General features: G+C 73.3%; 13 protein-coding genes and 2 pseudogenes. 8 read left to right on the forward strand and 7 right to left on the reverse strand.

What is annotated here, in order from left to right; translation table 11 throughout:
* On the forward strand, positions 1-1107 hold a 1107-nt coding region (locus BJF79_RS19635), incomplete at its 5' end, for a PLP-dependent aminotransferase family protein (protein ID WP_075899402.1).
* Positions 1108-1136: 29 nt separating this feature from the next.
* A complete protein-coding gene (locus BJF79_RS19640; RefSeq protein ID WP_075899404.1) occupies positions 1137-1367 on the forward strand; it encodes a hypothetical protein in 231 nt (76 codons plus the stop codon).
* A 9-nt stretch (positions 1368-1376) separates the two neighbouring features.
* Here BJF79_RS19640 and BJF79_RS19645 read toward each other — a convergent pair whose 3' ends face one another.
* Genes BJF79_RS19645 through BJF79_RS19655 form a run of 3 tightly spaced genes read right to left on the reverse strand, consistent with a single transcriptional unit; the run spans position 1377 to position 4410 of the window.
* A complete protein-coding gene (locus tag BJF79_RS19645; protein WP_075899406.1) occupies positions 1377-2618 on the reverse strand; it encodes an MFS transporter in 1242 nt (413 codons plus the stop codon).
* Between the two features lie 57 nt (positions 2619-2675).
* Positions 2676-3467, reverse strand: a complete 792-nt coding sequence (locus BJF79_RS19650; protein ID WP_075899408.1) for an ABC transporter permease — start codon at positions 3465-3467, stop codon at positions 2676-2678.
* A 16-nt stretch (positions 3468-3483) separates the two neighbouring features.
* Positions 3484-4410: an ABC transporter ATP-binding protein gene (locus tag BJF79_RS19655; protein WP_316043390.1), complete on the reverse strand. Its 927-nt coding sequence runs from the start codon at positions 4408-4410 to the stop codon at positions 3484-3486.
* Between the two features lie 81 nt (positions 4411-4491).
* Here BJF79_RS19655 and BJF79_RS19660 point away from each other — a divergent pair, with 81 nt between their 5' ends.
* The gene (locus tag BJF79_RS19660; protein ID WP_083733593.1) at positions 4492-5100 is read left to right on the forward strand and encodes a DUF1707 domain-containing protein; all 609 of its coding nucleotides are present in this window, start codon (positions 4492-4494) and stop codon (positions 5098-5100) included.
* 363 nt (positions 5101-5463) lie between these two features.
* Here BJF79_RS19660 and glpX read toward each other — a convergent pair whose 3' ends face one another.
* The gene (gene glpX, locus BJF79_RS19665) at positions 5464-6495 is read right to left on the reverse strand and encodes a class II fructose-bisphosphatase (RefSeq protein WP_075899410.1); all 1032 of its coding nucleotides are present in this window, start codon (positions 6493-6495) and stop codon (positions 5464-5466) included.
* Positions 6496-6664: 169 nt separating this feature from the next.
* Between glpX and BJF79_RS19670 the strand changes: the two genes are divergently transcribed.
* Positions 6665-7324, forward strand: coding sequence for a TetR/AcrR family transcriptional regulator (locus BJF79_RS19670; RefSeq protein ID WP_075899412.1), 660 nt, complete (start codon positions 6665-6667; stop codon positions 7322-7324).
* Positions 7325-7355: 31 nt separating this feature from the next.
* On the forward strand, positions 7356-8078 hold the full coding sequence (locus BJF79_RS19675; RefSeq protein WP_083733594.1) for a DUF4245 domain-containing protein: 723 nt from the start codon (positions 7356-7358) through the stop codon (positions 8076-8078).
* 2 nt (positions 8079-8080) lie between these two features.
* Here the strand turns inward: BJF79_RS19675 and BJF79_RS60745 are convergent, their stop codons facing one another.
* Together BJF79_RS60745 and xseA are read right to left on the reverse strand one after the other, a co-directional pair.
* A complete protein-coding gene (locus BJF79_RS60745; RefSeq protein WP_194499987.1) occupies positions 8081-8317 on the reverse strand; it encodes an exodeoxyribonuclease VII small subunit in 237 nt (78 codons plus the stop codon).
* Positions 8318-8386: 69 nt separating this feature from the next.
* A pseudogene (xseA, locus tag BJF79_RS19685) lies at positions 8387-9565 on the reverse strand (exodeoxyribonuclease VII large subunit); the annotation flags it as partial.
* A 101-nt stretch (positions 9566-9666) separates the two neighbouring features.
* Here xseA and BJF79_RS65695 point away from each other — a divergent pair.
* The 3 genes from BJF79_RS65695 to BJF79_RS19695 are packed head-to-tail and all read left to right on the forward strand — an operon-like array spanning position 9667 to position 11353.
* Entirely contained in the window at positions 9667-9858 is a 192-nt protein-coding gene (locus tag BJF79_RS65695; RefSeq protein WP_316043391.1) for a hypothetical protein, read from the forward strand.
* The gene (locus tag BJF79_RS19690; RefSeq protein ID WP_316043392.1) at positions 9855-10091 is read left to right on the forward strand and encodes a hypothetical protein; all 237 of its coding nucleotides are present in this window, start codon (positions 9855-9857) and stop codon (positions 10089-10091) included. Before BJF79_RS65695 ends, BJF79_RS19690 begins: the two co-directional genes overlap by 4 nt.
* A gap of 20 nt (positions 10092-10111) precedes the next feature.
* Positions 10112-11353: an MFS transporter gene (locus BJF79_RS19695; RefSeq protein WP_143220044.1), complete on the forward strand. Its 1242-nt coding sequence runs from the start codon at positions 10112-10114 to the stop codon at positions 11351-11353.
* A 60-nt stretch (positions 11354-11413) separates the two neighbouring features.
* Here the strand turns inward: BJF79_RS19695 and BJF79_RS55590 are convergent.
* Positions 11414-11771: pseudogene (locus tag BJF79_RS55590) on the reverse strand (hypothetical protein); the annotation flags it as partial.

The raw sequence follows: 11771 nt of genomic DNA on the forward strand, positions 1-11771 counted from the left end.
CCGTCGACTACGACCTGTGGCCCGGCAGCCCCGACCTGGCCGCGTTCCCCCGCGACCGCTGGCTGGCCGCCGAGCGCACCGCGCTGGGCGCCCGCCCTGCCGGACGACGCCCTCGCCTACCCCGACCCCGCGGGCGCGTTCGTCCTGCGCGCCGAGCTGGCCGGGTACCTCGGACGGGTGCGCGCGGCGCACACCGACCCCGACCGGATCGTGATCACCAACGGGGTGGCGCACGCCCTGTCGGCGCTGGCCCGGCTGCTGCGGGCGAACGGACGCGCCGTCCTCGCCGTCGAGGACCCGACGAGCGCCCGGCAGCTCCCGATGCTGCAGTCCACCGGCGTCCGGCTCGCGCGCGTCCCCGTGGACGAGCAGGGCATCGACGTCGCCGCCCTGGCCCGGACGGACGCGCGGGTGGTGCTCGTCACGCCCGCGCACCAGTACCCGACCGGCGTCGTGCTGTCCGCGGCCCGCCGGGCCCGGCTGATCGCGTGGGCGCGGGAGCGCGACGGGCTGATCATCGAGGACGACTACGACGCCGAGTTCCGCTACGACCGCGAACCCGTCGGCTGCCTCCAGGGCATCGATCCCGAACGGGTGGTGCTGCTCGGCTCGGTCAGCAAGGCGCTCGCGCCCGCGATCCGGCTCGGCTGGGCGGCCCTCCCGCCGCCGCTCGCCGCCCGGCTGCGGACGCACCGCCTGCACACCGACCTCGGTACGCCCGTCCTGCCGCAGTACACGCTCGCCGAGTATCTGCGCGGCGGCGGCTACGACCGGCACCTGCGCGCCATGCGGCGCCGCTACCGGGTCCGCCGGGACGCCCTCGCCGACGCGATCCGGCGGCACGTACCCGGCGCCCGTGTTCATGGCGTTTCGGCGGGAATCCACCTCTACGTGGAGCTGCCGCCGGGCTGCGACGAGGAGCGGGTGATCGACCGCGCGTCCCGGGCCGGGCTGTCGGTGGCGGGCGCCCGGCCGATGTGGTCGCCCGGACGGGCCGCGCACGCGCGTCCGGCGCTCGTCCTCGGCTACGCGGGGCTGGGGGAGGGGCACCTGGTCAACGCGGCGGAACTGCTCGGTCAAGCGGTTGCCAACGGTGCTCAGGGGTAGGAGAAGGTTTCCCGGTGTAGGAGGTACGGATGAGTCTGGAAGAGGCCGCGCGGCAGCTGAAGATGGCCGTGCACGACGGACAGGTCGCCTTCGACTGCGTCGGCCTGGGCGACCTCGCGCGGGCGCAGGAGCACGCGGTGACGCTGCGCGCGGCGGCCGACGCGGCCGAGGTCGCGCTCTCCCGGGCGCTCACGGACATGACTCCCGAGGAGGCGCAGACCGAAGGCGAGCGAGCGGTGGCCGCCCTCGAAGAGTCCTGAGGGCCGAGGTCAGGTGGCGGTGGGCTCGGCCGGACGGCGCGGCACCGCGGCGTCCGGACCGGCGCCCGCTCCCGGGCGCGGCACCGGAGCCGGGGCGAAGCCCTTCGCCGTCGCGAACACCACCAGCACCAGGACCGTCGGGACGGTGAACGCGAGCCGCAGGCCGTGGTCGGCGCTCAGCGGCTCCACCGCCCCCACCACGGCGGCGCCCAGCACGAACCCGACGTAGTTGAAGATGTTGACCCGGGCCACGGCGACGCCGAGGCCCGTCGGGTCCACCCGTCCGGCGGCGGTGAACGACACCGGCGCGATCACGCTGAGGCCCAGCCCGGCGACCGCGAACGCCGCGATCGCGGCGGGCGCGTTCGGCGCGGCCACCACCCCGATCATCCCGGCGAGGCCGACGGCGCCGCCGAGCCGCACCACCCGCACCGCGCCGGAGCGGCGCACCGCCAGGTCGGCGACCGCCCGGCTGACCACCATCGCGACCTGGTAGCCGACGTAGCCGAGCGGCGCCACCCAGTCGGACCCGCCCAGTTCGTCGTCGAGGTACTTGGCGCCGTAGCTGGAGATCGCCGAGTCGGCCAGGTACGCGACCGCCATCGCGGCGCCCACCACCAGGATCGGCCGCCACGGCACCCGCCGCCCGGCCGCCTTCAGCTCGTCCGCGGACGGTCCGTCGCCCTCCTCCGCGCGCCGGTACAGGCCGTGGCCGGTCGCCAGCGACGCCGCGATCCCGATGGCGGCGGCGATGCCGAACCCGGCGGCGAGCGGCAGGTCGAGGCCGTTGCCCAGCGACGCCCACAGCCCGCCGAGGATCCCCGCGACGCTCCACACCGCGTAGAAGCCGGTGATCAGGCTCATCCCGTACCGCCGCTCCACCGCGACGGCCTGCGCGTTCATCGACGCGTCCACCGCACCGACGAACAGGCCGAACAGCGCGACCGCCCCGTACAGGGCGGGGTCGTTGTCGCCGGTCAGCCCGATCAGCACGATCGTCAGGGCCACCGCGGGCTGCGACACCCGCAGCACCGGCCCGCTGCCGATCCGGCGGAACAGGGCGCCGGACGCGACGCTGCCCACGCCCGCGACCAGCGGGACCATCAGCAGCACCAGCGACAGCGTCGCGTCGCTGAGGTGATGCGCGTCCTGGAGCCGCGGCACCTGCGTCACCAGCGACGCGAAGCACAGCCCCTGCACGGCGAACGCCGTGTACGTCGACGCGCGCGCCCGGCGGTCCCTGGCGTCCATGCGGCCGCCTCTCCAACGTGAGGAAGATTCGCGTCAGGGTAGAGAGGCGGGAACCCGTCAGTCAATCAGCTTGCGGCGCATCCCCCGGACCGCGAGTGCCCACATCAGCGCCGCGAACGCCGCCAGGACGCCCAGATGGCCGAGATCCGCGAGCGGTTCGAGCCCGAACACCATGTGCCGCACCAGCTGCACGCAGTGATACAGCGGATTGATCTTCGACGCCGTCTCCGCCCAGGCCGGCAGGGCGTCCACCGGGAAGAACGTCCCCGCGATCAGGAACAGCGGCGTCACCACGCCCGTGATCACGTAGTCGAACGAGTTGATCGACGGCACGACCGACGACGCCCACATCCCGAACAGGCCGAAACCCAGCGCCGTGAAGAACGTCGCCACCGGCACCAGCAGCATCCCGAACGACGGATCCAGGCCGAAGAACAGCGCCACGATCAGCGGCGTGCACGAGTACACCGCCGACTTCGCCGCGATCCACGACGCCTCCGCGGTGACCAGCTCGTGCACGTCCACCGGCGCCGCCAGCATCCCGTCGTAGGTGTGCTGGAACACCCGCCGGATGTAGCCGTTGAACATCCCCGGGAACACCGACGTGAACAGCGCCGCCGTCCCCACCACGCCCGTCGCCACGAAGTCCAGGTACCGGTAGTCGCCGATCGCCGCGACCATCGACCCGAACCCGTAGCCGAAGCACAGCAGGAAGAACGTCGGCTCCACCATCGACGCGAACGACTGCGACGTCCAGTACCGCTTGAACAGCGCCAGCTCGTGCCGCCACACGCCCCGGACGGGCGCCATCTCGAACCGGCGCAGCCGCTCCGCCCCCACGCCGTTCATTCCACGTTCTCCCCGGTCAGCACCACGAACACGTCTTCCAGATTGGCCGCACGTCCCACGCCGTCCGCGCCCAACCCGTCCGCCAGCGGCGCGCGATCGTCTCGGCCTTCAGCACCGACACCGACGGGCCCGTCCGCCGCGTCGGCAGCCCCGCCGCCCGCGCGAGCCGCTCCACCTCCGCCAGCCGGTCCGGCGGACCGTAGTGCTCCACCACCCGCTCGCCCGCGTACTCGGCGACCAGCTCCGCCGGCGTCCCCCGGGCGATCACCTTCCCGTGCGACATCAGCGCGCACTCGTCCGCCAGCCGCTCGGCCTCCTCGATGTAGTGCGTCGACATCAGCACCGTCGTGCCCTGCGCGCGCAGCCCGTCGATCAGCCCCCACAGCTCCGCCCGCACCTGCGGGTCGAGGCCCACGGTCGGCTCGTCCAGCAGCACCAGCCGCGGCCGGTGCACCAGCCCCCGCGCGATCAGCAGCCTGCGCCGCATCCCGCCCGACAGATCGTCCACCTTGGTCCGCTGCCGCCCGGTCAGGTGCGCGATCGCCAGCGCGTCGTCGACCGCCCGCCGCCGCTCCTTGCGCGGCACCCGGTACAGGTGCGCGAACACCTCCAGGTTCTCCCGGGCCGTCAACTCCTCGTCGAGGTTGTCCTGCTGCGGGACGACGCCCATCGCGGCCCGCGCGCGCTTGGACTCCCGCGGCACCGGGAACCCCAGCACCTCGATCGTTCCCTCGGTCGGCAACGCCTGCGCCGTCAGCATCTTCATCGTCGTCGACTTCCCCGCCCCGTTCGGGCCGAGCAACCCCAGGCAGACGCCGGACGGCACCTCCAGATCGAGCCCGTCCACCGCCGTGAAGTCGCCGAACCGCTTCACGACGCCCCGCAGGCTGATCGCCGCCGCGGACCCGGCCGCGACCTCCTCCGGTGCACGTTGCAAGGTCATAGGGGCACTCTAGGTATCGACGTGGACAAATCCCCACCCGTTTTCCGTGGCCCCCGCCGCTCCGCCCGTTAATCTCTAGGAGTGGACTTCCCCTCCCGCCCGGCCGCCGAACAGGCGACGCGCGTCCGCGACCTGCGCGCGTCCGACGCCGACCGGGAACGCGTCGTCGCCGTCCTCGGCGAAGCGCTCGCCGACGGCCGCCTCACGATGGCCGAACACGGCGAACGCACCACCGCCGCCTACGCCGCCCGCACCCTCGGCGAACTCACCGGCCTCACCGGCGACCTCTCCCCGGAGGAGGCCCAGCCGATCCTGGTGGACGACCGCCCCGTCTCCGTCGTCTTCGGCCGCACCCGCCGCGAGGGCCGCTGGGTCGTCCCCGTCAAGCTCCCCCTCGTCGCCCTCTTCGGCACCGTCGAACTCGATCTGCGCGAAGCCGTCCTGCAGCGCCGCCACATCGTCCTCGACTCGCTCGTCCTCGCGGGCCGCGTCCGCCTCCTCGTCCCCGACGGCGTCCGCGTCGACGTCACCGGCCGCACGATCCTCAGCCCCCGCGAGGTCCGCACCCGCCCCGCCCCCGACGGCCCCACCATCGAGGTCGCCGGCACCCTGCTGTTCGGCTCCGTCCGCGCCCGGGCCCCCAAACGAACGTTCCGCCAACGCGTCCGCTCCCGCCTCACCCGAGGCTGACCCGCCCGTCCGGCCTCCGAACGTGGCCGGGGCGTTCCATCGTGCGGCCGCCGAAGTCCTCCGGCCTGCGAGCTCAGGAATGTGGCCGGGCCGCTACACGGTGCGGGCGGTGAAGTCCTCCGGCCCGGCCTGCGGGCCAGGGGCCAGAGCCGGACGCCCCGCTGCGCGGGCACGGCCTCCGGCCCGGCCTACGGGGTTGGAGGGCGGTGTTGGAGGGCGGGGTTGGGCTCCGCTCCGTGGGGGCGAGGCTTCCCAGTCGGCCTGCGGGCTCAGGAATGTGGCCGGGCCGCTACACGGTGCGGGCGGTGAAGTCCTCCGGCCCGGCCTGCGAGCCGTCAGGCGAGCAGGCCGGGCCCGTGTCCGTCAGACGGCCGCGTCGAAGTTGATCGCGCTGTAGGCCCGCAGCTTCGACAGCTTGTGCTCGCTGGAGACGGTACGGATCGTGCCGCTGCGCGAGCGCATGACGAGGGAGTGCGTGATCGCGGTGCCCTTGTCGTAGCGGACGCCGTCGACGAGTTCGCCGTCGGTGATGCCCGTCGCGGCGAAGAAGACGTCGTCGGAGGTGACGAGGTCGTCGGTGGTCAGGACGCGGCCGAGGTCGTGGCCCGCGTCGATGGCCTTCTGCCGCTCCTCCTCGTCCTGCGGCCACAGCCGGCCCTGGATCACGCCGCCGAGCGCCTTGATCGCGCACGCGGCGATGATGCCCTCCGGGGTGCCGCCGATGCCGAGGAGGAGGTCGACGCCGGTGCCGGGACGGGACGCCATGATGGCGCCGGCCACGTCGCCGTCCATGATGAACTTGATGCGGGCCCCCGCCTCGCGGACCTCCTTGACGATCCCCTCGTGCCGCGGACGGTCCAGGATGCAGACGGTCACGTCGTTCGGCGCGGACCCCTTCGCGCGGGCGATCGCGCGGATGTTGTCGCCGATCGGGCGGTCGATGTCGACGACGTCGGCGGCCTCGGGCCCGGTGACGAGCTTCTCCATGTAGAAGACGGCGGACGGGTCGAACATCGACCCGCGCGGCGCGACGGAGAGCACGGCGATCGCGTTGCTCATCCCGAGCGCGGTGAGGCGGGTGCCGTCGACCGGGTCCACCGCGACGTCGCACTCGGCGCCGCCGTTGCCGACCTCCTCGCCGTTGTAGAGCATCGGGGCGTTGTCCTTCTCGCCCTCGCCGATCACCACGACGCCCTTCATGGACACGGTGTTGATCAGCTGGCGCATGGCGTTGACCGCCGCGCCGTCCGCCCCGTTCTTGTCGCCGCGCCCCACCCAGCGGGCGGCGGCCATGGCGGCGGCCTCGGTCACCCGGACGAGCTCCATCGCCAGGTTGCGGTCGGGCGCCGCGGGGTCGGTCGTCAGCGGGGAGGAGACGGTGTTTTCTTCGGACATGTCGCGGCGGCCCTTTCGGTCGATGGTGACTCGGATTCTCCGTTGGCCGACGCCGGGTCACAAATTGGACCAGACCAGCCGGAGTGTGCAGGGAACCGGCGGCGGCAATCGGACGGTCCTGCGGGCAAGGGATCGTTTCCCACCGGGAGAGGGCGTAATCTCTGGGCTCATGAGCAGCGACATCGACGTTCCCTCCGGCGAGGTGACACAGAACGGCGCCGCCGGGACGCCCGCGCGGACGTCCGACCGCGGGGCCGCCACGCGCGGGGCCCTGCTGGCCGCGGCGCGGGACGTCTTCTGCGAGTCAGGGTTCGCGCAGGCCGCGGTCACCGACATCGTCGCGAAGGCCGGGGCCAGCGTCGGCAGCCTGTACCACCATTTCAACGGCAAAGCCGACCTGTACCTGACGCTGTTCGAGGAGTTCCAGGGCAGGCAGCAGGAGCGCACCCGCAAGGCGATCAGCGCCGTGCGGGACGCCGGGGAGGCCGACCCGATGCGGCAGTTCATCGCCGGGGCGGGCGCCTACCTCGACGGCTGCCTGGAGGAACGGGACGTCTCGCGGCTGTTCATCTCCGGCGACGGCCCGCCCGGGTTCGACCGCGCGATGCGGCAGCGGCTCGGCAAGTGGGCCCGCCGCAACGCCGCGCTGTTCCACACCGCCGACGGCGGCGTGGACGAGGCGCTGGTGATCGTGCTGACCGGGGCGATGGCGGGCGCCGTGTCCGACATCTCACTGCTGGAGGACGAGGACGCCGCGCGGCGGCTCGCCGACGAGATCATGGGGATCGTCGGGACGATCCGGAACCCGCGTACCGCACCCCCTGTCTGAAGCAGCCGGAACCGTAGGGGATCCTGAAAGGGTGACCGACAAGACCCCTGACACCGAGACCGAGGCGGCTCCGGCGAGCGCGGACGCCACGGAGGGGGCCGCGGCCTCCGGGACCGAGGCGGGCCCGCGGCCGATCCCGGTCAGCCCGGGCGTGCACAAGCGGCTGACCACCGGGCTCGGCGGTTTCTCGCTGGCGATGGGCGCGTCCCTGATCCTGGCGCTGATGATCTTCGTGGTCACGCCGCGCGCCGACGAGCAGATCCTGCCGACGGTCGACTACGGGTCGCAACTGTGGGTGATGCGCAACGACGCCCCGTTCGAGGTGCACTCCCCGGAGGGGCTGCCGGCCGGCTGGCGGCCGACGAGTTCGCGGGTGCACGGGCTGGACGGCGAGGCGGGCGAGCCCGTCGCGTGGCATCTGGGGTTCGTCACGCCGAGCGACGAGTACGCGGCGCTCGAACAGAGCGACGAGACGGCGTCCGAGTACGTCCCGCGGATGACCAACAGCAGCAAGCCGCTGGGGACCATGCAGGTCGCCGGGAACACGTGGAAGAAGTACCACCGGGCCGACAAGGAGGCGAACTCCCTCGCGCGGACGCTTCCGGGCGGGGTCAGCCTCGTGGTGACCGGGACCGCGACGTACGAGGAGCTGGCGGTGCTGGCCGGGTCGCTGAAGACGCAGCCGAAGGGCGGCGGGATCGACCCGTCGAGTCCCGCGTCGTCCGGCGCGTCCGCGACCCCCGACGCTCCCTGACGTCAGAACGGCGCGCCGGTGCCGCCGTCCTCGGGCTGCGCCATCGCGGCGGCCAGCCGGGCGCGGGCGCCCTCCAGCCATTCCTCGCAGAGCGCCGCGAGCTTCTCGCCGCGCTCCCACAGCGCGAGCGACTCCTCCAGGGTGAGCCCGCCGGCCTCCAGCCGCTTCACCACGTCGGCCAGCTCGTCGCGCGCCTGCTCGTACGAGGGCCTGCCGGCCCTCTCCTCGTTCTCCGACACCCGCCCCACCCTACGGCTTCGCCTGCCCGGCGGGGTCGTCGTCGAGGGGGCCCGCGGCGGTCGCGCCGAGCGTCCGGACGCGACGCGCACGGTGAGGTCCGCGCCGGCCGGTACGGACGCGGCGTCCCGCACGACCGCGCCGTCCGCGAGCTGGACGATCGCGTACCCGCGGTCGAGCGTCGCGGCGGGGGAGAGCGCCAGCAGCCGGGCGCGGGTGTGCGACAGCTGGTCGCCGGCCCGGTCGAGCGCGCCGGACAGGCACCGGCGCGACCGGTCGCGCAGCGCCGTGACCTGCTCGGACTGCCGTTCGATCTCCCGGACCGGGTCGGCCAGCGCGGGCCGCGACCGGACGGCCTTCAGCCATGCCAGTTCCCGTTCCAGCCCACCGGCGATGCAGCGGCGGCCCCGGTCGCGCAGCTGCCGGACGAGCTGGAGCTGCTCGCGCACGTCCGGGACGGCCTTCTTCGCCGCGTCGGTCGGGGTGGACGCGCGGACGTCGGCGACGAGGTCGAGCAGCGGCGTGTCCTGCTCGTGGCCGATCGCGCTGACGACGGGGGTGCGGGCCGTCGACACGGCGCGCACGAGCGCCTCGTCGGAGAACGGCAGCAGGTCTTCCATCGCGCCGCCGCCGCGCGCGATGATGATCACATCGATCTCGGGATCGGCGTCCAGCGTGCGCAGCGCCGTCATCACCTCGCCGACCGCGTAGGAGCCCTGCACGGCGGTGTTCTCCACGCGGAACGCGACCGCGGGCCAGCGCCGCCGCGCGTTCTGCAGGACGTCGTGCTCGGCGTCGGACTCGCGCCCGCAGATCAGCCCGATCCGGCCGGGCAGGAACGGCAGCGGGCGTTTGCGCTCGGGCCGGAACAGGCCCTCGGCGGCGAGCGTCTTCTTGAGGCGTTCGAGGCGGGCGAGGAGTTCGCCGACGCCGATCGGCCGGATCTCCAGGACGCTGAGCGAGAAGGTGCCCCGGTTGATCCAGAAGTCCGGTTTGGCGTGGACGACGACGCGTGCGCCGTCCGTCACGGCGGGGCCCGCGGCCTCGACGACGCCGCGCTGCCCGACGAGCCGTACCGACATGTTCGCCACCGGGTCGCGCAGCGTCATGTAGACGGTGCCGCCGCGGGCGTTCAGGTCGGTGATCTGCCCCTCGACCCAGATGCGGCCCAGCTTGCCGATCCAGCCGCCGACCGCCTGCAGGACCGTCCGTACCGGGACCGGGGATTCGGCCGTCGTCTCCATCGCCATGTCCGGCAGCCTATTGCGTGTGACGCGGGAGACACGCTCCGTCCCTTCAAAAGTTAGCTCCACTAACTTAGTCTGGCTAAGTAATTCCGAGGAGAGAGACCGTGACCGTCCCCGAACGCGAGCTCGCCGAGCAGCTGAACCAGCGGCTGCGGCACGTCGTGCTCATGCTGCGCCGCGCCACCGCCGACCAGCCGGTCACCGCGCAGCAGCTGTCCGTGCTCGGCTCCCTTGAGCACGGGCCGCGGCGGATGACCGGGCTCGCCGCCGAACACGGCGTCCGGATGCGACGATGACCGCGCAGATCAACCGGCTGGAGCGCGACGCACTCGTCGAGCGCGGCCGGGACGGCTCGGACGCCCGCGTCGTCACCGCCCGGCTCACCGCGACCGGACGGGACGTCCTGGCGGCGGGCCGCGAGCGCCGGATCGACTACCTGGCGGACCGGTTCGCGGGACTGACCGGGGAGGAGCGCGCGGCCGTCGCCGCGGCCATGCCCGCCCTCGACAAGCTCTTCTCGGCCGGATGAACGCCTGAGAGGAAAGAGCCATGCACGCACGGCCCCCTGAGGCGCGCCGCGCCGAAGGCGGCGGCCGGGGCGGAGGAATCCTGCGGCAGCCCATGTCGGTGTGGGCGACCGCCTTCGCCGCCGTCGTCGCCTTCATGGGCATCGGGCTGGTCGACCCCATCCTGCCCGCCATCGCCGAGAACCTCGACGCCTCGCCCAGCCAGGTGTCGCTCCTGTTCACCAGCTACTTCCTGATCACCGCCGTGGCGATGCTGATCACCGGCTGGGTGTCCAGCCGGATCGGCGGCAAGCGGACCCTGCTGATCGGGCTCGCGCTGGTCGTCGCGTTCGCCGCGCTCGCCGGGACGTCCGACACCGTCGGGCAGCTCGTCGGCTTCCGCGCCGGCTGGGGCCTCGGCAACGCGCTGTTCGTCGCCACCGCGCTCGCCGTCATCGTGGGCGCGGCCAGCGGCGGCGCCGAGAAGGCCATCATCCTGTACGAGGCCGCGCTCGGCCTCGGCATCTCGCTCGGCCCGCTCGTCGGCGCGCTGCTCGGCGACCTGAACTGGCGGTTCCCGTTCTTCGGCACCGCGGTCCTGATGGCCGTCGGGTTCCTGCTCATCACCACGCTGCTCAAGGCCCCGCCCAAGCCGCCGGAGAAGACCCGGCTGACCGCGCCGATCCGCGCGCTCGCCCACGGCGGCCTGTCGACGACCGCGTTCACCGCGCTGTTCTACAACTACGCGTTCTTCACGGTCCTCGCCTTCACGCCGTTCGTCCTCGGGATGAGCGCGCACGGCATCGGCCTGGTGTTCTTCGGGTGGGGCGTGATGGTCGCGCTCGCCTCCGTGTTCGGCGCGCCCGCCCTGCAGCGCCGTATTGGAACGGTCCACGTCATGTACCTGGGGCTGGGCCTGCTGATCCTGTTCCAGCTCGGACTCGCGTTCCTCGGACGCGACGGGATCGTCGTCTGCACGATCCTGTCCGGGATCCCGATCGGGCTGAACAACACCGCGTTCACCGAGGCCGCGATGGAGGTCTCCGACAGCCCGCGGCCCGTCGCGTCCGCCGGGTACAACTTCGTCCGCTGGATGGGCGGCGCCCTCGCCCCCTACTTCGCGACGAAGCTCGCCGAGGAGGTCGACGCGCACCTGCCGTACATCGTCGGCGCCGCCGCCTGCGCCGTCGCGATCGGCGTCCTCGCGGTGCGCCGCCGCCACCTGGCGCCGCTGGAGCGCGTCGACATCGACCACACGTTCCAGGACATCGCGGCCCCGGCCTGACCCGCCCCCCGCACAGCGGAACGGCCCGGGAGGTCCCCCTCCCGGGCGTTCCGCCGCGCCTCAGCCCTGGCCGTTCAGCTTCGCGATGCGGCGCTCGTACATCTTGATGATGTCCTCGCGGCCCGCGTGGGTGCGCTCGTACTCGCGCAGCAGCTTCACCTGGTCCGCCGACAGCCCGCGCAGGCGCGCGCGCAGTTGCGGCAGGGTCGCCTCGTCGTAGTTCGGCACCGGCAGGTCCTCGGCGACGTGCTCGGCCTCGCTCTGCGCGGCCGGACGCGACTCGGGACGCGGCGCGAACTCGTCCTCGCGCTCGGCGGCCTTCGGCTCGTCCCGCGCGGCCTTCGGCTCGTCTTGCGCGGCCTTCGGGGCGTCCGGGGCCGGGGCGTCGGGCGCCGCGGTCTCGGCGACGTCGGCGCCG

Source organism: Actinomadura sp. CNU-125 (assembly GCF_001942465.1).
In the GTDB taxonomy this organism is placed as follows: Bacteria; Actinomycetota; Actinomycetes; order Streptosporangiales; family Streptosporangiaceae; genus Spirillospora.